The 20,606-nt window shown below is 35.1% G+C and carries 21 protein-coding genes; 15 read left to right on the forward strand and 6 right to left on the reverse strand.

Annotation, left to right across the window (positions count from 1 at the left end; genetic code table 11):
• The first annotated feature begins 154 nt into the window (after positions 1-154).
• From murC to yfbR, 7 genes are all read left to right on the forward strand, one after another.
• Positions 155-1,603, forward strand: a complete 1,449-nt coding sequence (gene murC, locus A9G37_RS02070) for a UDP-N-acetylmuramate--L-alanine ligase (RefSeq protein WP_065574476.1) — start codon at positions 155-157, stop codon at positions 1,601-1,603.
• A gap of 1 nt (position 1,604) precedes the next feature.
• A complete protein-coding gene (locus A9G37_RS02075) occupies positions 1,605-2,513 on the forward strand; it encodes a D-alanine--D-alanine ligase (RefSeq protein ID WP_034910172.1) in 909 nt (302 codons plus the stop codon).
• Positions 2,514-2,526: 13 nt separating this feature from the next.
• Positions 2,527-3,360, forward strand: a complete 834-nt coding sequence (locus A9G37_RS02080) for an FtsQ-type POTRA domain-containing protein (protein ID WP_051634136.1) — start codon at positions 2,527-2,529, stop codon at positions 3,358-3,360.
• A 21-nt stretch (positions 3,361-3,381) separates the two neighbouring features.
• On the forward strand, positions 3,382-4,635 hold the full coding sequence (gene ftsA / locus A9G37_RS02085) for a cell division protein FtsA (protein WP_034910169.1): 1,254 nt from the start codon (positions 3,382-3,384) through the stop codon (positions 4,633-4,635).
• Positions 4,636-4,716: 81 nt separating this feature from the next.
• Positions 4,717-5,856 carry a cell division protein FtsZ gene (gene ftsZ / locus A9G37_RS02090; RefSeq protein ID WP_065560412.1) on the forward strand — a complete coding sequence of 380 codons (1,140 nt, stop codon included), beginning with the start codon at positions 4,717-4,719 and terminating at the stop codon, positions 5,854-5,856.
• A gap of 69 nt (positions 5,857-5,925) precedes the next feature.
• Entirely contained in the window at positions 5,926-6,840 is a 915-nt protein-coding gene (gene lpxC / locus A9G37_RS02095; protein WP_065574477.1) for a UDP-3-O-acyl-N-acetylglucosamine deacetylase, read from the forward strand.
• Between the two features lie 80 nt (positions 6,841-6,920).
• The gene (yfbR, locus tag A9G37_RS02100) at positions 6,921-7,508 is read left to right on the forward strand and encodes a 5'-deoxynucleotidase (RefSeq protein ID WP_065574478.1); all 588 of its coding nucleotides are present in this window, start codon (positions 6,921-6,923) and stop codon (positions 7,506-7,508) included.
• A 7-nt stretch (positions 7,509-7,515) separates the two neighbouring features.
• Here the strand turns inward: yfbR and A9G37_RS02105 are convergent, their stop codons facing one another.
• From A9G37_RS02105 to A9G37_RS02110, 3 genes are all read right to left on the reverse strand, one after another.
• Complete coding sequence (locus A9G37_RS02105) at positions 7,516-7,722, reverse strand: zeta toxin family protein (protein ID WP_065574479.1); 207 nt, start codon at positions 7,720-7,722, stop codon at positions 7,516-7,518.
• A 154-nt stretch (positions 7,723-7,876) separates the two neighbouring features.
• Positions 7,877-8,026, reverse strand: a complete 150-nt coding sequence (locus A9G37_RS12720; protein ID WP_176701842.1) for a hypothetical protein — start codon at positions 8,024-8,026, stop codon at positions 7,877-7,879.
• Between the two features lie 433 nt (positions 8,027-8,459).
• Entirely contained in the window at positions 8,460-9,164 is a 705-nt protein-coding gene (locus A9G37_RS02110) for a lipopolysaccharide core heptose(II) kinase RfaY (protein WP_065574480.1), read from the reverse strand.
• 184 nt (positions 9,165-9,348) lie between these two features.
• On the opposite strand from A9G37_RS02110, the gene A9G37_RS02115 reads away from it, so the two are divergent.
• Entirely contained in the window at positions 9,349-9,642 is a 294-nt protein-coding gene (locus A9G37_RS02115) for a GIY-YIG nuclease family protein (protein ID WP_065574493.1), read from the forward strand.
• Between the two features lie 12 nt (positions 9,643-9,654).
• On the opposite strand, the gene A9G37_RS02120 is transcribed toward A9G37_RS02115, so the two are convergent.
• From A9G37_RS02120 to argD, 3 genes are all read right to left on the reverse strand, one after another.
• On the reverse strand, positions 9,655-10,641 hold the full coding sequence (locus A9G37_RS02120) for a serine/threonine protein kinase (protein ID WP_065574481.1): 987 nt from the start codon (positions 10,639-10,641) through the stop codon (positions 9,655-9,657).
• A gap of 11 nt (positions 10,642-10,652) precedes the next feature.
• Positions 10,653-11,264 carry a ribosome biogenesis GTP-binding protein YihA/YsxC gene (gene yihA, locus A9G37_RS02125; protein ID WP_065574482.1) on the reverse strand — a complete coding sequence of 204 codons (612 nt, stop codon included), beginning with the start codon at positions 11,262-11,264 and terminating at the stop codon, positions 10,653-10,655.
• A gap of 65 nt (positions 11,265-11,329) precedes the next feature.
• Positions 11,330-12,541 carry a bifunctional acetylornithine/succinyldiaminopimelate transaminase gene (argD, locus tag A9G37_RS02130; protein ID WP_065574483.1) on the reverse strand — a complete coding sequence of 404 codons (1,212 nt, stop codon included), beginning with the start codon at positions 12,539-12,541 and terminating at the stop codon, positions 11,330-11,332.
• A gap of 214 nt (positions 12,542-12,755) precedes the next feature.
• On the opposite strand from argD, the gene A9G37_RS02135 reads away from it, so the two are divergent.
• The 7 genes from A9G37_RS02135 to pflA all read left to right on the forward strand — a co-directional run bounded on the left by A9G37_RS02135 (position 12,756) and on the right by pflA (position 20,249).
• On the forward strand, positions 12,756-13,025 hold the full coding sequence (locus A9G37_RS02135) for an oxidative damage protection protein (RefSeq protein WP_065574484.1): 270 nt from the start codon (positions 12,756-12,758) through the stop codon (positions 13,023-13,025).
• 8 nt (positions 13,026-13,033) lie between these two features.
• The gene (gene mltC, locus A9G37_RS02140) at positions 13,034-14,101 is read left to right on the forward strand and encodes a membrane-bound lytic murein transglycosylase MltC (protein WP_065574485.1); all 1,068 of its coding nucleotides are present in this window, start codon (positions 13,034-13,036) and stop codon (positions 14,099-14,101) included.
• 569 nt (positions 14,102-14,670) lie between these two features.
• Positions 14,671-14,844, forward strand: a complete 174-nt coding sequence (locus A9G37_RS12725; RefSeq protein WP_176701843.1) for a hypothetical protein — start codon at positions 14,671-14,673, stop codon at positions 14,842-14,844.
• Positions 14,845-14,967: 123 nt separating this feature from the next.
• Positions 14,968-15,615: a hypothetical protein gene (locus tag A9G37_RS02150; protein ID WP_065574487.1), complete on the forward strand. Its 648-nt coding sequence runs from the start codon at positions 14,968-14,970 to the stop codon at positions 15,613-15,615.
• A gap of 410 nt (positions 15,616-16,025) precedes the next feature.
• Entirely contained in the window at positions 16,026-16,874 is an 849-nt protein-coding gene (focA, locus tag A9G37_RS02155) for a formate transporter FocA (RefSeq protein WP_081297615.1), read from the forward strand.
• 67 nt (positions 16,875-16,941) lie between these two features.
• A complete protein-coding gene (gene pflB / locus A9G37_RS02160) occupies positions 16,942-19,224 on the forward strand; it encodes a formate C-acetyltransferase (RefSeq protein WP_065574488.1) in 2,283 nt (760 codons plus the stop codon).
• A gap of 245 nt (positions 19,225-19,469) precedes the next feature.
• Positions 19,470-20,249, forward strand: a complete 780-nt coding sequence (gene pflA / locus A9G37_RS02165) for a pyruvate formate lyase 1-activating protein (RefSeq protein ID WP_218059284.1) — start codon at positions 19,470-19,472, stop codon at positions 20,247-20,249.
• Positions 20,250-20,606: the final 357 nt, after the last annotated feature.

The raw sequence follows: 20,606 nt of genomic DNA on the forward strand, positions 1-20,606 counted from the left end.
TCTGACATAAATTTATGTAATATTTTTGTCAAAATGTTTCAGGTTAGATATATGTTTGAGTCAATGATTCATTTGAGCATTAAAAAATAACGATGATAGATATGTTCAATGATGATATGTACTGTGAACTATAAAATAATTTAGGAGTTAAATAGTGAATACAAAGGAATTAGCGAAGTTAAGAGCAATTATTCCTGAAATGAAGCGAGTTAAACATATTCACTTTGTGGGTATTGGTGGTGCTGGTATGGGAGGAATTGCTGAAGTTCTCGCTAATGAAGGATACCAAATTAGTGGATCAGATATTGCTGAAAATGCGGTTACTCAACATCTAGAAACATTAGGGGCAAAAATTGTTATTGGCCATGCGGCTGAAAATGTGATTAATTCTAGCGTTGTTGTTATATCCTCAGCTATTTCGCAAGATAACATTGAAGTAATAGCTGCTCGTTCAGCACGTATACCTGTTATTCAACGTGCTGAAATGTTAGCTGAATTAATGCGTTTTCGATATGGTATAGCAATTGCTGGTACTCATGGTAAAACTACAACTACTGCTATGGTTACCTCTATTTATGCTGAGGCGAAACTCGATCCAACTTTTGTTAATGGTGGTTTAGTTAAGGCGGCAGGAACACATGCTCAATTAGGTAGTAGCCGTTATTTTATTGCTGAGGCTGATGAAAGTGATGCTTCATTTCTTCATTTGCAACCGATGGTATCTATTGTAACAAATATAGAGCCTGACCATATGGACACTTATCAAGGTAGTGTTGATAATCTAAAACAAACATTTATTTCATTTTTACATAACCTTCCATTTTATGGTTTAGCTATTATGTGTTACGACGATCCTATTAATCGAGAATTACTACCGATTGTGGGACGTAAAATCATCACTTATGGATTTAGCGAAGAGGCTGACGTTGTCATTAAAAATTATCGTCAAGAACGAGGTGTAAGCTATTACACTGTTTGTCGCCCAGATTGCCAAGATTTGCAGATTGAGTTAAATGCACCTGGTAAACATAATGCTTTAAACTCGGCGGCTGCGATAATTGCAGCAACAGAAGATGGTATTGATGATGAATCAATTATAAATGCATTAGCTAAATTTGCTGGTACTAGTCGGCGTTTTGATTTATTAGGTATATTCCCGCATGTTGATGGTGGCGATATAATGATGGTTGATGATTATGGTCATCATCCTAGCGAGGTTAATGCAACAATTCAAGCAGCAAGAAACGGCTGGCCTGAACGAAGATTGGTTATGTTATTCCAACCACATCGATACACGCGTACTCGGGATTTATTTGACGATTTCGCACAAGTGCTTTCTCAAGTCGATGCACTTGTTATGTTAGATGTCTATTCCGCAGGAGAGCAACCTATTGCTGGTGCAGATAGCCGTTCGTTATGCCGTTCTATTCGCAATCGTGGCAAAGTTGACCCAATTTATGTTTCGGATTTAGATTTGCTACCCGAAATAATGCAAGAAGTTTTACAAAGTGGTGATTTATTAATTACACAAGGTGCAGGTAGTGTTGGTCGTATAGCACGCCAATTAGCCAAAACTCAATTATCATCAGAAGAGGTTTTATAAAATGGTAGATAAAGTTGCTGTATTGTATGGTGGTACTTCAGCTGAACGGGAAGTGTCACTTAAGTCAGGTAAGGCTGTACATGCAGGATTGTTGGCAAATGGTATCGATGCGCATCTTATTGATACTAAATATCATCCTATTACCAATTTAAAAGAAGAAGGTTATACAAAAGCTTTTATTATTTTACACGGACGTGGTGGGGAAGATGGTATTGTTCAAGCGATTTTGACTTATCAAAATATTCCTTATACAGGCAGTGATGTTTTATCATCAGCCTTAACAATGGATAAACTGAAAACTAAGTTAGTGTGGAAATCACTCAATTTACCTGTTGCTGAATATGTTATGGTTGAAAAATCACAATCAATTGATACTGATACCATAGTTAAACAGCTTGGTTTACCGTTGTTTGTTAAACCAAGTCATGAAGGATCAAGTGTGGGAATGGCTAGAGTTAATGAAGCATCTGAATTGGAAGAAGCTATTAGCGCAGCTTTCAAATATGATAGTGTAGTGATGGTTGAGTCATTTTTAGCAGGTCCAGAATTTACGGTAGCAATTGTTGGTGACGAGGTCTTACCTTCAATCCATATTAAACCCGCAACTAAATTTTATGATTATGATGCGAAATATTTATCTGATACCACTCAGTATTTTTGTCCAAGCGGTTTATCTGATGAACAAGAACAAGAAATTCGTAAATTAGCGTTAGATGCTTATAAAGCAGTAGGATGTCGAGGGTGGGGAAGAGTTGATATCATGTTTAATGCTAACCAAAAACCTTTTTTACTTGAAGTTAATACCGCTCCAGGTATGACAGATCATAGTTTGGTACCAATGGCGGCAAAAGAACATGGATGGTCATTTAATGAGCTTGTTGCTAAAATTTTGAATTTGGCAACTTTATAATTGGCCTTATTTTATGAAACAAGTTCGGCAAGCAGCGCATAGAAGGGACGATAAAAACAAAAGAAAGCTGCTTATTTTTCGTAATACAGAGCAATTAATAGGATTTTTGTTCTTTATTGCGATTATTTGTATTAGTATTTGGGTCGTTCAAAGTTTTAAAAATTGGATGGATGATCCCGAACAAATGGTATTGTCTCAATTAACATTGAGTGGAGAACATACCTATACAACTGAGGATGATCTTCGGGAAGCTATTTTAGGACTTGGGTTGCCTAATACCTATATAGGACAAGATGTTAATGATATTCAACAAGAAGTAATGCGATTTCCGTGGGTGAAGCAAACCAGTGTACGTAAACAGTGGCCAGATAGGTTAATTGTCTATGTCGAAGAATATAAACCCGTGCTTTATTGGAATGACTTATTTTTACTTGATAAAAGTGGCAATGTATTTAGCGTACCACTTGACCGTATAAGCAACTTAAAATTACCAAAATTATATGGTCCAGAGGGTAAAGCAAAATCGGCGTTAGAAACTTATTATAAATTAGAGAATCTTTCTAAAAAATTAGCTAATAATCAGTTGGCACTACATATTAAAACAGCAATAACTGATGAACGTAACGCGTGGCAATTGATGGTAAAACAGTGTGTATCAGGTTTTTGCCAAGAAAATCAGGAAATAAAATTACTATTAGGTAGTGAAAATATTGAACAAAGATATCAACAATTTATCAAGTTATTTCCGGAAATTCAGTCAAGAATGCCAGAAAATGAAAAAATAATGGTCGCTGATTTACGTTATGAGAATGGCATTTCAGTGCAAAGAGAAAAAATGGTGCAGTAAGGAATAAATTAAGGCTGAAGTATGAAAGCAACAGAAAAAAAATTGGTTGTTGGATTAGAGGTTGGTACATCCAAAGTACTTGCTCTTGTTGGTGAAGTTCTTCCCGATGGTGTTGTCAACATCATCGGTGTAGGTCATTGTCCATCAAAAGGGGTTGATAAAGGTGGTGTGAACGATCTTGAGTCTGTCGTAAAATCAATCCAAAGAGCGGTTGACCAAGCTGAATTAATGGCTGATTGTCAAATATCTTCAGTATATTTAAGCCTTTCAGGTAAACATATTCGTTGTCAAAATGAGATAGGCATGGTGCCAATAGAGGATGAAGAAGTAACCGCAGAAGATGTTGACAATGTTGTTCATACAGCAAAATCAGTCAGAATTTTAGATGAGCACCGTATTTTGCATGTCATTGCACAAGAATATTCTATCGATTTGCAAGAAGGTATTAAAAATCCTATTGGCTTATCTGGAGTAAGAATGAAAGCCAAAGTTCACTTAATTACTTGTCATAATGATATGGCTAGAAATATTGTGAAAGCAGTAGAACGTTGTGGTTTGAAAGTGGATCAACTTATTTTTTCTGGATTGGCCTCTAGCTATGCAGTTTTAACGGATGATGAAAAAGAACTTGGTGTTTGCGTAATTGATATGGGTGGCGGTACAATGGATGTAACGGTCTATACGGGAGGTGCGTTACGTCATTCAGTTGTAATCCCTTATGCTGGGAATGTTGTTACTAGCGATATCGCATATGCATTTGGCGCTCCGCCAATGGATGCTGAAAATATTAAGATTCGTTATGGATGCGCTGTAGGTTCATTAATTGGCAAAGATGAAGTTATTGATGTTCCAAGCGTAGGTGGAAGACCATCACGTTCATTGCAACGACAAACTCTTGCTGATGTAATTGAACCACGCTATTCAGAACTTCTTTCGTTGGTACAAAAAGAGTTACTTGTATTACAAGAAGAACTTAAAAAACAGAATATCAAATATCAATTAGCAGCAGGTATTGTTTTAACTGGTGGTGCAGCGCAAATAAAAGGAATGGTAGAGTGCGCTGAAAAAGTTTTTCAAAATCAAGTGCGTATTGGTCAGCCATTAAATATATCTGGATTAACCGACTATGTTCAAAAACCTTATTGTTCAACAGCTATAGGGTTATTGCATTATGGAAAACAAAGTTTATTAAATGATGATGGAAAAGATAATAATAAATCATCATTAAAAGGGATAGCTAAACGATTAACCGGATGGTTTAAAAAAGAATTTTAGCTAATATATTTCAAGAACTTCGTGGACATTGTAGATGATTATCTGTACAATGTTCGCAGATCGTAAATTTGGAGATAAGTTATGTTTGAACCTATGGTTGCAGATGATGAACCAGCAGCAGTCATTAAAGTTATTGGTGTAGGTGGTGGCGGCGGTAATGCTGTCGAGCATATGATTGCTGAACATATTGAAGGCGTTGAATTTTTTGCAGCAAATACAGATGCACAAGCTTTAAAAAGAATTAAGGTAGGTCAAACTATCCAAATCGGAACTAATGTTACTAAAGGGCTTGGTGCTGGTGCTAATCCTGAAGTCGGTAGAAATTCTGCTGAGGAAGATCGTGATGTCATTCGTAGTGCTATTGAAGGAGCCGACATGGTTTTTATCGCAGCAGGAATGGGTGGCGGCACTGGAACGGGGGCAGCCCCTGTTGTTGCGGAAATAGCAAAAGAACTAGGAATTCTAACAGTTGCAGTTGTTACTAAACCTTTTGGTTTTGAAGGTAAAAAGCGTATGGCTTTTGCTGAGCAAGGTATTTCTGAGTTGGCAAAACATGTTGACTCACTAATTACTATTCCGAATGATAAATTATTAAAAGTATTAGGTCGTGGTGTTAAATTACTTGACGCTTTTGCCGCTGCTAATGGTGTTTTAAAAGGTGCAGTACAAGGTATTGCAGAGCTTATTACTAAACCAGGCCTTATCAATGTTGACTTTGCTGATGTAAGGACAGTGATGTCTGAAATGGGATATGCTATGATGGGTTCTGGTCGAGCTAGTGGTGATAATCGAGCTGAAGAAGCCGCTGAAATGGCGATTTCTAGTCCATTGCTTGAAGACATTGATTTATCTGGAGCTCGAGGCGTATTAGTTAACGTAACATCTGGATTTGATATTGGTTTAGAAGAATTTGAAACAGTCGGTAACACAGTTAAAGCATTTGCTTCTGATAATGCTACGGTTGTTGTTGGTTCAACTTTTGATCCAGATATATCTGATGAAATTCGAGTAACAGTGGTTGCAACTGGTATTGGTATGGATAAACGTCCAGAAGTTAAAATGCCTAAACCAGTTTCACACAATGAGCTATTTAGCCGAAGCAGTCCTTTAGGACAACAAGAAGAGAAATTGGCAAAGGTTGTTAATGAACCAACAGCTTCTCCTCTTGAAGATCATAAAATTTTAGATATTCCTGCTTTCATACGGAAGCAAGCAAATTAAAGTAAAGTTGAACTTATTTGATTTTTTATTGTCAAAATCAATAGGAGCAAATAAAAAAGTAGGTGCAAAGTGAAACAAAGAACATTAAAAAAGACTATTCAAGCAACTGGTGTTGGTTTACATACCGGCAAAAAAGTTACTTTGACATTACGTCCTGCGCCTGAAAATACAGGTATAATTTACCGTCGTACTGATTTAAATCCATGTGTGGATTTTCCCGTGGATGCAAAATCTGTGCGTGATACAATGCTTTGTACTTGTTTGATAAATGAAGATAATGTTCGTATTTCTACTGTTGAGCATATTAATGCTGCATTAGCAGGGCTAGGTATTGATAATATTATTATTGAAGTTAATGCCCCTGAAATACCAATTATGGATGGTAGTGCAAGTCCATTTGTTTATTTATTGCTTGATGCTGGTATTGCTGAACAAAACGCACTTAAAAAGTTTTTGTGTGTAAAAGAAACAGTTCGAGTTGAAAATGGTGATAAATGGGCTGAAGTAAGGCCTTATAGTGGCTTTAAACTGGATTTCACTATTGATTTTCAACATCCGGCTATCGACAGTAGTTCACAACGTTATCAACTAGATTTTTCGTCTGAATCGTTTATTCGTCAAATCAGCCGTGCTAGAACATTTGGTTTTATGCGTGATATTGAAGCATTACAATCTAAAGGTTTATGCCTAGGTGGTAGTTTAGATTGTGCAATTGTTGTTGATGATTATAAAGTGCTAAATGAAGATGGTTTGCGTTTTGAAGATGAGTTTGTGCGTCACAAAATGCTTGATACTATCGGTGATTTATATATGAGCGGTCACAATATGATTGGTGAAGTTGTTTGTTATAAATCAGGTCATGCATTGAATAATCAATTATTGCAAGCATTGCTAGCAAAACAAAATGCATGGGAGTATATCACATTTACAGAAGAGCAAACTGTACCACTTGCATTGGGTACCCAACAGCTTATTCTCGCGTAAAATAATAAGTAACATTTTATATTATAGACGCTCCTGTTTTTAATAGGAGCGTTTTTATTTTATATTAAAGAGATAGTAATATGAATAACAGTCATTTTTTTGCTCATTTATCCCGATTAAAACTAATTAATCGTTGGCCTTTAATGCGTAATGTAAGAACTGAAAATGTATCAGAGCATAGTTTACAGGTTGCTTTTGTTGCACATGCCTTAGCAATAATTAAAAACAAGAAATTTAATGGAAATGTTAATCCAGAAAGAATTGCATTGCTGGCAATGTACCACGACGTTTCAGAAGTAATAACAGGCGATCTACCAACACCAACAAAGTATTACAATCCACAAATAACGGTTGAATATAAAAAGATTGAAAAAATAGCACAGCATAAACTTATCAATATGCTTCCTAAAGAATTACAAGATGATTTTAGAACATTAATTGATGATGATTTTTATGATGAAACCGAGAAAAGTATTGTAAAACAAGCTGATGCATTATGTGCTTACCTAAAAACGATTGAAGAACTCAGTGCGGGCAACAATGAGTTTAAGTTAGCAGAACAACGTTTAAAAAAGACTTTATCTGAACGTAACAGTCCTGAAATGAATTACTTTTTAGACGTTTTTGTTCCAAGCTTTAGTTTATCACTAGATGACATAACCATGTAAAATTAGTTTATTTATAAGCATCGGTATCAATAACCAAGAAATTGTTTTTGGCGTATTCATTGCTTACAGTTGATTTGCCTGAGCCGACCTGTCCGCCGAGTAAAATTACTTCAGGGTTATTTGAAGGTTTAACAAATCTCAGATATTCATTCTTGATTGCATTCTCGAAAATTCTGTCATGCTTATCTTTGGGAAGAATAAATTTATTAGCCATAAAATAAATAGTCAATCATCTTCTGAAAATACTACATCGGGAAATACTTCATTAAATTTCGGGTGAAAATTACCAGCCGCAATGGCTTTGAGTTCGTCTATATCTGCTGTACTTGGGGGGATAATTCCAACTTCATATAAATCTTGTAGAGCCTTTATATAGAGAGGGTAAGCGGCATCATAAGCGGCTTGGTCGCCTGTTTCTTTAATTGAGCTGAAGTAGTGGCAAAACTTGATTTTTCTCGTTTAACCGCCTGTTTTGCTGCGTCAATCCAGGGGTAAATGCTGGGATCTAGTGTTTTCATGATGTTTCCTTATTCATCGTTATAAATCGAGTGCGCCGAAATGGATCATAGACATAAAGAAAAAAGTCAAAATTACCATACCAATGGTGGTGGGCATACTAAAGTAGGCATGGCCTAAAAGGTAGCTACCCACTTAAACATTTTTTATTTCTATTATAGATTATTAATAAAAAATACATACTTTTTCAGAATATTAAATTCTGTGATAATAAAAAGGTTTTTACTCTAGTTATAATAAATGTATTTTATGTCAGATACAAGTTAAATGGCTTTTAAGCTCGTCAATTTCCTCTAACTAATCGAGATATTTTTTAGTGATATACGTGATAACGAAACTAATTCACGATATCACTAATTAAAAAATTACGATTATACTGAATAATAATCACTCGAACCTTTACAGGATCAACAAACTCTCACAATGGTAAAATAATTAATCTTCTTTCCCTCGGATCTTCCGAGACAATCGTTTAAACCCATGAGTAAACTTTTTAATTGGCATTGCAAAAAAAGGAACCTTAATTTTGATATCAAAGCGTTCTTTCAACTCGATTGCGTCATTGGCTTTAGTTAGCCAAATAAATCCTGAGTTCGTTAAATCGATGGCCTTGATTTTTCCTTCAGGCGTTAAGATAAAATTTCCGCCATGAATATCATTAGATACTAAATTATAACTGTGCAGTTTTTCAATACAGTTTTTAACTTGCTCGCCATACTCTTTCATTTCTTCCCACTTTAAAGAGCGCCCTTCGATAAAGTTAAAAATCATATAATGGCGTTTAGTTTTTTGATCGAAAGCAACCAAATACAGTTCATAAGCAATATCGGCATTATCAAGTGATATTTTGGCGAGTTTACGAATTAAATTGAAATAAAAGTCGCCTGTAATTTTGGCGATTAAACGACGCTCTAAACGGTGCTCAATACCGCCATCAATTTTAAAAATAAATTTTGATTCATTATGATCGATTAAATAAGTATATCGCTCTAATTTATCGCTAGGATCGAGTAATTCATGATGTCCTTCTTCTGCCAAAAATTGGTCAAAAAGTTCTAAATAATTGATTTCGTCATTTTGCACATAGGCGAACTTCATATCGCCACGTTGAACTTCAATAATTTTTGCAAAGTTATTCAAATTTTATTATCCCAGAATACATCAAAAAAATTGACTTATCTTAAACATTATCTGCGTTAAAGTAAATGAAACAGTAACGTTTAACTAGTAGTATGAATAGTATTAATTAAAAAGTGATGAATATTTGCTATGCCATTAAAATGATATTATGGTTAAATAATTGAATTTATATTATTGGTTAGTTATGTCTAATAGCGCATCCGAATGGTTTTTATATATTATTAGAACAGCAAAAAAATCACTCTATACTGGTATTACAACAAATGTGGAAAGAAGGCTTCACCAACATCAAACCAACAAAGGTGCAAAGCATCTAAAAGGGCAAAAAGATTTAACTATTGTGTACCAGATCTATATTGGTGACAGATCGATGGCGCTTAGGCTTGAGTACCGAATAAAACAGCTTTCTAAACAAAAAAAAGAGAAGTTAGTCACAAACCAGCCTAATTTAAACGAATTATTAAAACTACTCAATTAATACGCTTTATATTCACATCATTGGCATTAACTGTATTGTAGGAGCTTTAATTGCATCAATTTGCTTATTAAACTCAGTTAATTGTTGACGCCAAAAATCCTCATCAGTAATCCATGGAAAGGCGATAGGAAAAGCAGGATCTTGCCAACGCTCTAAAATCCATGCTAAATGATGAACCATTCTCATCGCTCTTAAAGGTTCGATAAGCTTTAATTGATGATGATCAAAATCACAAAACTCCTGATACATTTCAATCAATAAATCCAACTGTAAACGTTGCTGTTGACGCTCACCATGTAGTAACATCCACAAGTCTTGAATTGCAGGGCCATTACGAGAATCATCAAAATCAACAAACATTGCATTATCGCGCCATAAAATATTACCCGCATGGCAATCGGCATGTAATCGAATAGGCTGCCAATCGTTATGCCAATGCTGTTCAACAGTTTTTATTAACTGGGCTAAAATATCTTTAAGGTCAGTTTGAACTTTCTTAGAAATATAAGCGCTAGATAGCAAGATATCTTGTGGCCGATAAAGATATTCTTCTAATCCAATAGTTGAACGATGTAAAAATGTCCGCTTAGCACTAATTTGGTGGATACGGCCAAGCAACATACCCACAGATTCCATTTGCTTGATATTATCCATCTCATATTGTCGTCCTCCAACACTAGCAAACAACGTAAACAGATAACCTTGATATTCGTGTAGTGTCGTATTATTAAATGTTAATGGCGTAATAACGGGAACATCAGCATCAGCTAATTGCATAGTAAACTGATGTTCTTCAAGAATTTGCTGGCGATTCCAACGATTTGGTCGATAAAACTTAGCCACATAACGTTTATGATCTTCATCTTGAAATTGATAAACACGATTTTCATAACTATTTAACACAGTCAAACCAGAATCTATATTCAATCCTATTGAAGATAGGCTATCAATAATTAAATCTGGTGATAAAGATTGAAACGAAAATGTTGAACTATTCATTGAATGAACCTTTATTGCAAACTAAACCATTCATCTAATTTTTGTTTTAGAGCTTCAAGTCCAATACGCTTAGGTGATGAAAAAGGAGCAACAGTAATATCTCCTTGAAAAGGTAAAATGGCCTCTTTCACCATATTAACTTGTTTTTTTTGAGCGCCAGAAGCTAATTTATCAGCTTTAGTAAGCAGTAACATAATAGGAATATCAACTGAAACCGCCCACTCAATCATCTGTTGATCTAAATCTTTTAATGGATGTCTAATATCCATCAATACAACCAAACCTTTTAAACTCTGACGTTTTTGCAGATATTCACCCAATGATTTTTGCCATTTACGCTTTATAGCCTCTGGCACTTGAGCATAGCCATAACCGGGTAAATCTACTAAACGGCAATTTTCTTCAACTTCGAAAAGATTAATAAGTTGGGTTCGACCTGGCGTTTTACTCGTTCTAGCAAGTCCTTTTTGATTGGTTAATGTATTAAGTGCGCTTGATTTACCAGCGTTAGAACGGCCAGCAAAAGCAATTTCAACACCACTATCAACAGGTAGATGAGAAATATCAGGCGCACTCAAAATAAAATGAGTTTTAGCATAATTTAATGGGTGAATATTGGTCATAAATAAGTATCCTTTAAATGCAACGGCATTTAATTGACTAAAATGTCGTTACTGTATAGAAAAACTTAAGAATTGACAACTTTTTCCACAGCTTTTGCTAATCGAGTCATACCTTCTTTAATTTCATCTTCAGAAATAATTAGTGATGGGGTAAGGCGTAAAACATTAGATCCGGCATTTAAAATCATCACTTTAAATTCGGATGCTACGTTCAAAAAATCACGAGCTTTATTGTGAAATTTGGGCTGTAACTCTGCACCTAACAATAACCCTTTTCCACGATACTCTCGAAATAATTTAAATTTATCATTAATTTCCTCTAATTGCTCAATAAATACAGCACGTCGTTTTTGCACACCTTCAAGTATTTCAGGAGAATTAATAATATCAAAAGCCTCGCAACCCACAGCACAAGCTAAAGGGTTACCACCATAAGTTGTACCATGCACACCGGGATGCATAACTGAAGCAATTTCGTCTGTTGTTAACATAGCACTAATTGGAAATCCACCGCCCAGTGCTTTAGCTGAGGTCAAAATATCGGGCTTTACATTATATTGTTGATAAGTAAATAAACTGCCTGTTCGACCCATTCCACACTGCACTTCATCAAACACCAGTAACGCTTTATATTCATCACATAGCTCACGCAAATCCTGTAAAAATTCTGGTGTGGCTGAAGTTAACCCACCTTCACCTTGCACAGGCTCTAGTACAACCGCACAAGTATGATCATCCATTACGGCTTTAACTGCATCAAGATCATTAAAAGGAACATGAATAATATCAGCTGGTTTTGGACCAAAACCATCCGAATACTTAGCCTGACCACCAACAGAGACGGTAAAAAATGTACGCCCATGAAAAGATTGATAAAAAGCAATAATTTTAGTCTTATAAGGATTGTATTTATGTATTGCGTAATGACGAGCTAATTTAAACGCAGCTTCATTAGCTTCGGCACCAGAATTTGCAAAAAAAACACGTTCAGCAAACGTATTATCGATAAGTTTTTGAGCAAGATTTAAAGCCGGCTCATTAGTAAAAACATTACTTACATGCCATAACTTTTCACTTTGTTCATGTAATGCTTTAACTAATCTTGGATGACAATGCCCAAGCGCATTTACAGCGATGCCACCTGCAAAATCAATATATTCTTCACCATTTTGATCCCAAACACGACTTCCTTTACCCATTACGGGGATAAATTTTGCTGGTGCATAAATAGGTAAAATAACTTTATCAAAAAGTTCACGTGTGATTTTTGGCTGCATTGTTTAATCCTTATTTATTTTATTAACTAGTTCCTATCATTTTAATCGAACTAATTGCGGTGTAAAGTAAATAATTATTCAAATATTTTAAATTAATATTCACTAATTAAAGGTGAGTTCAATTTAAAACTAATATAATAATTTTCTTCTTATCTATAATTATTTTCAGGTATAATTAGCCACTATTCGTTGAGTGTACTTAAAAGAGATAAAAATGAGTCGTGTCGTTTATTGCCATTATTTAAAAAAAGAAGCAGAGGGATTAGATTTTCAACTTTACCCAGGAGAGCTTGGAAAACGTATTTTTAACGAAATATCCAAACAGGCATGGCAAGAATGGCTCAAAAAACAAACTATGTTAATTAACGAAAATAAATTCAATATGATGAATCTAGAACATCGAAAAAAAATTGAAGCTGAAATGATCAAATTTCTATTTGAAGGCGAAGAAGTTGTTATTGACGGATACAAACCCCAAAATTGAGATGTAAAATGAAAAAAAATAAAAAAATCATAGCGTTAATTATTACTGTAACTCTTCTAACAGGTTGTCCTAGTACGAATTCAAAAAAAGATGAAGACTATTATATTAAAGACACTAATGCTTTTAATATATTAATTAGCCAATATGCTAATAACATTGAACAAATTTGGGGGCCTAAAGAAGTCCTTATAGCAGGTCCAAAAGACTACGTTCAATATGAAGATAACCTAAAAACTCGCGTCCATATTAACTTCGTTTCAGGTGTAATTACTATTGAAACCATGACAGAATCACCAATAGAAAACCTAAAAGAAGCGATAGTTTCGACATTACTTATGTCAGAGCCAGTTGACATTATACGCCATGACAAAATCAGTCAAGACTTATCTCAAGAACCATTTTTATACAATCAGGTATTAGATCAAGATCATCAACCGATTCGTTGGAGTGGCAGAGCTAATAGTTTTGCTGATTATCTACTTACCAATAACATAAAAACCCGCTCATCAGGTTCTCATAAAATCACTTATGTTGAAATTAAACTAGTTCCTAACCACATAAATCAGCGTGCCAAAAAATTCTTACCAATCGTAACCGAAGCATCTAATCGCTACTATATTGATGAACGCTTAATTTTAGCGATTATGGAAGTTGAATCAGCATTTAACCCATATGCTGTTAGCCGTACTGATGCACTAGGACTAATGCAAGTACAGCAACACACCGCTGGACGTGATATTTTCAAATTACGAGGCAAATCAGGTGAACCAAGTCGAAAATTCTTACTTGATCCACGTAATAACGTTGATATGGGTACCGCTTACTTATCATTACTAAAAACCAAATACTTAGCTGGCATCAATAATCCAATCTCGTTAAGATATGCCGTGATTACATCTTATAATGGAGGAGTAGGAAGTGTGTTGCGTACGTTTTCTAACGATCGCAATGAAGCTATCAACATCATAAACTCAATGACACCACAGCAGGTTTATCGAAAATTAGTCACTTCTCACGTTTCGCAAGAGTCACGTAATTATCTAATAAAAGTCAATAGAATCTTAGATAATAAATAAGTTATTAAAAAATAAATATTTCCTCATCATTCATAAGTAATGATGAGGAAATATGTCATTTACCAGCTCATAAATAAATGATAAAGCAAAATGGATTTAATGGTTGTTTAAAGATTACACAACATAATCAGCCAATATCTATCTATTCAGAAGTTAACAAACAATAGCTAACTAACAAAAGGTAATAAACAAAAGTCTAAGCGATTGTAGGTAAAACACCCTAACAGTTTTTAAAAGATTATTTTCATCTTTACATTTTTTACAAAAAATTCGCCAAAAAACTAGCCAACTATTTTTTAAACGGCTATACTTTAACCGCTATAGGGAAACAAGCTTATTAAATAAGTGAATAATTATAAAAATTTAAATAAAACAAATAATTACTTGAAAGGTAAACCATAATGCATTATCATTTTAGCCACCAGACACTGGCAAACCTATGTCTTAAATTTATCAAATAATCCTATTCGACGAGTTTTTACAAAAAACTCATTTATACCTTCCAAATTATTTCTCAAATTATTATCAAAATTGTCCCAAAAAAGCTTATTGTGTTAGGGCTGTTATTATTGTCATCTTCATGGAACTTACAGGCGAATGGCAAAAAATATCGAACAGGTAATCGTAGTGATGTAATAATGCTACCATCGCCAGTTATCAATTATGTAAGGCCGAATCTGCTATTTGGTAAAAATGGTGCAGATATGAGTGGGGTCAACTTCGCAGGTCCAGCTGATATATAGAATCCTGATAAGGGCTTCTTAGTTCAATCAATCAGTCCTGAATCATACAACCTAAATTTTCCGACCACGGGTGGGCATAACTTATATTTTGATTTACTCATAAGTGGAGTAGATATAAATGAATTGACATGGGAACCCGTTACTTTGGAGGGAATCACTGCGACAGTGACAAATGTTGTAGCTAATGATAATTGGATTCCTGATGAAGACAAGGGACAAGTTGTCGCCCGTGTTAAGCTAACAGGTCCAGAGGCAAGAAATCAATGGCTTAATCCGAATCCCAACCCAATTGCTAAGCCAGTGTTACCGCAGACGTTTGAGTTAGTGGGTAGAGATATTAAAACTAATGACGAGGTAGTAAAATATGGCTTTAAGTTAAAGCAGTGGTTTGTTAACCGAGGAGGTAAATACGATACAGCACCAGCTCAAATAACATGGTGTAGTCGTTTGGGGTATCGTCTTACGCAGTTAAGAGATTTAACCAATGCAGTCAGAACAACTAGTTTTCCTATTTCTAGTGCCACACCGTCGTCATCTGAAAATAATTACCAGCGTCTAATTGGAGCTGGATTTTTCACGGAGTGGGGCTACATGTCGCATTATGCTAATGCGGACTTCGCTTACAGCACTCACTCCCACTATGGTTATTGGACGAGCAATTCCATACCCGGTCGTCAGTTCTATGCCTACTCGGATACAGGCTACATCAATAGCAATCACATGGGGGCCACCTTCGGCTATTATGCTGTTTGCACCGCACCTTCGCCGTAGGGGGCATTGAGCAGGCAAAGCCTGCGAGCTTTTTTCTTAAAAAACAAATTCAACGTAATAAAAAACTAGCCGATGAGTGTATGATTCTATTTAAAAATAACAAGAAAAATCCCAATAAAATCAATTGTCTATTTGAACAATTTTAGAGCGAAAAACACGCTTATAGCACGGAAAGGTTAATGTAACTAATTTTTATCGCGTTCAATAGGTTGATTCTAAATAAGATTAGCTCCCCAGTAGGTATAAATTTTCCTAAAAATTTTAACTCACTATTTTTACTATAAGTAACCTATTTAATAATGAGGGATTTTTGTGGTTTTAAAGTTTTTTAATAAAAAAAACGTGATCTGCTTCAAATTTTGAGTATACTATGCGTCTCATAAAACCCTAGTTTTTTTGAGGATGTTAGTTTGAGTACCAATAAACTTGTGGATTCATATTCTCCCGCACAAATGACCCAAATTGCTGAAGACCTAGGCAATTACAAAGTAAACAAACACCCATGTAGTACGATTTTATCCGCAATGCTTGCTGGTGTTTATATTTCTATCGCTTTTGTATTTTATATTACTGTAACAACCGGAACAGCAACCGTTGCTTTTGGTTTGGCAAAATTAGTCGGCGGTATTTGTTTCTCTTTAGGACTTATGCTTGTTGTTTGTTGTGGTTCTGACTTATTTACTTCAACCGTATTGACCATTTTACCTAAAATGACCCATAAAATTGGCTGGACTAAAATGATTCGTAATTGGATTTTGGTCTATGTTGGTAACTTTATTGGTGCTATACTGTTTGTTACAGTTATTTGGTTTTCAGGCCAGTATATGGTAGCCAATGGTTTGTGGGGACTAAATATTTTACAAACCGCTGATCATAAATTACATCACACCTTTATTGAGGCAGTATGTCTTGGCTTTCTAGCTAATCTAATGGTCTGTTTGGCCGCCTGGTTGAGTTATGCTGGTCGTAGTTTACTTGATAAAATGCTAATTATGATTTTACCTGTTGCGATGTTTGTTGCCAGCGGTTTTGAGCATAGTATTGCAAATATGTTTATGATTCCTATGGGCATTGTGATTAAGAACTTTGCGTCCCCTGAGTTTTGGCAAGCAGCTGGTGTGTCGGCAGATGCATTTAAAGAGTTAACTGTATCGCATTTTGTATTTAAAAATTTAATTCCAGTTACAATTGGGAATATTTTAGGTGGTTTAGCTGTAGCACTACCTTATTGGGCTTTATATTTACGTAAGCCACATTGATTTTATAATATTTACCCTCATATGTAATGGGGTAAATAGTTATTTTTGTAAACCTGAGGTGAAAATTATGAGTAATTTAAACGAAGTACAAGCAGCAGCTTGGAAAGGATTTAAAGATGGTGATTGGCAAAATAATGTTAATGTCCGCGATTTTATTCAAAAAAACTACACGCCATATGAGGGCGATGAGTCTTTCTTAGCTGGCGCAACTGAAGCCACAACTAAGTTATGGGATAAAGTAATGGAAGGCATTAAAATTGAAAATGCTACCCATGCCCCTGTGGATTTTGATACAAGTGTTATTTCGACAATTACTGCTCATGATGCAGGTTATATTGAAAAAGATTTAGAAAAAATTGTTGGCTTACAAACTGAAAAACCATTAAAACGTGCAATTATTCCGTTTGGTGGTATCAAAATGATCGAGAATTCTTGTAAAGCTTATAACAGAACGCTTGATCCTTTAGTCAAAAAAATCTTTACTGAATATCGTAAAACTCATAACCAAGGTGTTTTCGATATTTATACTCCAGATATTCTTCGTTGTCGTAAATCAGGTGTTATTACTGGTCTTCCTGATGCTTATGGCCGTGGTCGTATTATTGGTGACTACCGTCGTGTTGCGCTCTACGGTATCGACTACTTAATGCAAGATAAATTTGCACAATTTAATTCACTACAAGCTGATTTCGAAAACGGTGTTGATCTTCCAATGATTATGCAACGTCGTGAAGAAATTGCTGAACAGCATCGTGCACTTGGCCAAATTAAAGAAATGGCAGCTAAATACGGCTTCGATATTTCTGCCCCAGCAAAAACTGCACAAGAAGCAGTTCAATGGACATACTTTGGTTATTTAGCTGCGGTTAAATCACAAAATGGTGCTGCAATGTCATTAGGTCGGACTTCGACTTTCTTTGATATTTACTTCCAACGCGATCTTGAAGCTGGTTTAATTACAGAAAAAGACGCTCAAGAAATTGTTGACCATTTTGTTATGAAGTTACGTATGGTTCGTTTCTTACGTACGCCAGAATATGATGAATTATTCTCTGGTGACCCAATTTGGGCAACTGAATCTATAGCTGGTATGGGTGTTGACGGTCGTACATTAGTTACTAAGACTTCTTTCCGTTTCTTAAATACTTTATATACAATGGGTCCATCTCCAGAACCTAACATGACAATCCTTTGGTCTGAAAAATTACCAAGTGGATTTAAAGAGTTCGCATCAAAAGTATCTATCGATACATCATCATTACAATATGAAAATGATGATTTAATGCGTCCTGACTTTAATAATGATGACTATGCTATTGCATGTTGTGTAAGCCCAATGATTGTTGGTAAACAAATGCAATTCTTTGGTGCGCGTGCAAACCTTGCTAAAACTCTACTATACGCAATCAACGGCGGTGTGGATGAAAAATTAAAAATGCAAGTTGGTCCTAAAGAGACTCCAATCACTGATGAATATTTAGATTTTGATACAGTATTTGCTCGTTTAGACCACTTTATGGATTGGTTAGCAAAACAATACGTAACTGCATTAAATGCTATTCACTATATGCACGATAAATACAGCTATGAAGCATCATTAATGGCGCTTCATGATCGTGATGTTATTCGTACTATGGCATGTGGTATTGCTGGTCTTTCAGTTGCAGCAGACTCACTTTCTGCGATTAAGTATGCAAAAGTAAAAGCAATTCGTGATGAAGATGGTTTAGCTACTGACTTTGAAATTGAAGGTGAATATCCACAATTTGGTAATAACGATCCACGAGTTGATGATATCGCTGTTGATTTAGTTGAGCGTTTTATGAAGAAAATTCAAAAACTTAAAACTTATCGTAATGCAACTCCTACACAATCTGTATTAACCATTACATCAAATGTTGTTTATGGTAAGAAAACAGGTAATACTCCAGACGGACGTCGTGCTGGTGCGCCATTTGGACCAGGTGCTAACCCAATGCACGGTCGTGACCAAAAAGGTGCGGTAGCTTCATTAACATCTGTTGCTAAACTTCCATTTGCTTATGCTAAAGATGGTATTTCTTATACTTTCTCTATCGTTCCAAATGCATTAGGTAAAGATGATGATGTGCGTAAACGCAACTTAGCTGGTTTAATGGATGGTTATTTCCATCACGAAGCTACAGTAGAAGGAGGTCAACATCTAAATGTTAATGTATTAAATCGTGATACATTATTAGATGCGATGGAACATCCTGAAAAATATCCACAATTAACTATTCGTGTTTCTGGATATGCAGTGCGTTTCAACTCATTAACTAAAGAACAACAAAATGACGTAATTAATCGTACATTTACGCAAAAAATTTAGTTTAGTTAATTGTTAGATTAATTGAAATAGCGTCCTTAAGGGCGCTATTTTTTTATCAGCACGAACACTATTTTGCCAACTTTAATTAAATATTAATACGATGATAATAATTTAATATTGTTGATATTTATCCAGTATAATTAATCGAAATATAATTCATGGCGATTAATACTATTGGTTTAAGTTTGACGATAGTGGAGTTAAAATTATTAAAAAGTCATATGAGCAATGATTCGAGATTATCTATGGAACAACAAAATATTATTATGACAACTAAGCCGCCTATTAAAGGTCGTATCCACTCTTTTGAATCCTTTGGTACTGTTGATGGTCCAGGGATTCGTTTTATTGTTTTTTTTCAAGGTTGCCTAATGCGTTGCTTGTATTGCCATAATCGTGATACATGGGATTTAAAAGCTGGTCGAGAGGTCACCGTTGATGAGCTGATGAAAGAGATTGTTTCTTACAAAAGTTTTATTATGCCTAATGGTGGTGGTGTGACAGCTTCGGGCGGTGAGGCTACGTTACAAGCTGAGTTTGTTACTCAATGGTTTAGAGCTTGTCATCAAGAAGGTATTAGTACTTGTTTAGATACTAATGGTTATGCAAGGCAACTCGACCATGTTGTTGATGAACTTTTAGAGGTAACAGATTTGGTCATGCTTGATTTAAAGCAAGTTAATGATGAAATTCATCAAAAATTAGTTGGAGTGCCAAATAAACGAGTTCTTGAATTTGCTAAATATTTGCAAAAAATTAATAAGCGAACTTGGATACGTTATGTTGTTGTTCCTGGATGGACTGATGATGATAATTCAGCACATCTGCTTGGTAAATTTATTGAGGGGATGGATAATATTGAGCGTGTAGAATTACTTGCTTATCATAAACTAGGTGCTTATAAATGGGATACGATTGGTGATAAATATAAGTTGGAAGGCGTTGAGGCTCCACCAAGAGAAACCCTTGATAGGATCCAAGGTATTTTAGAAAGCTATGGTCATTATGTTACATTTAGTAAATAGTTGATAGATTGTTTGATAAGAGGCGCATTCAATTGTGCCTCTTTTGTATCTATTGTAATCTTTTTCGTTTTATTGCACGTATAACAAAAATCCCACCCTCAAAAGCTAGAATGCAAACAGATAACCAAATAAATCCATATGATACAATATGTTCTGATGAAACTTTCTCATGCAAAAACAGTATAGAAATAACTGTTAGTAGTACTGGCTCTACATATCCTAATAAACCAAATGTAACTCTCCCCTAAAATAGTACAGCAAAAAAGTAGAAAATTCTCTATGATAAAAGTAAAAGGGGATTTAATGATGAAAAAAATGACTGAACATCAAATCGTCGCTATTTTAAAAGAAGCTGAA

It is taken from the genome of Gilliamella sp. GillExp13 (assembly GCF_001690815.1).
Classification (GTDB): domain Bacteria; phylum Pseudomonadota; class Gammaproteobacteria; order Enterobacterales; family Orbaceae; genus Gilliamella; species Gilliamella bombi.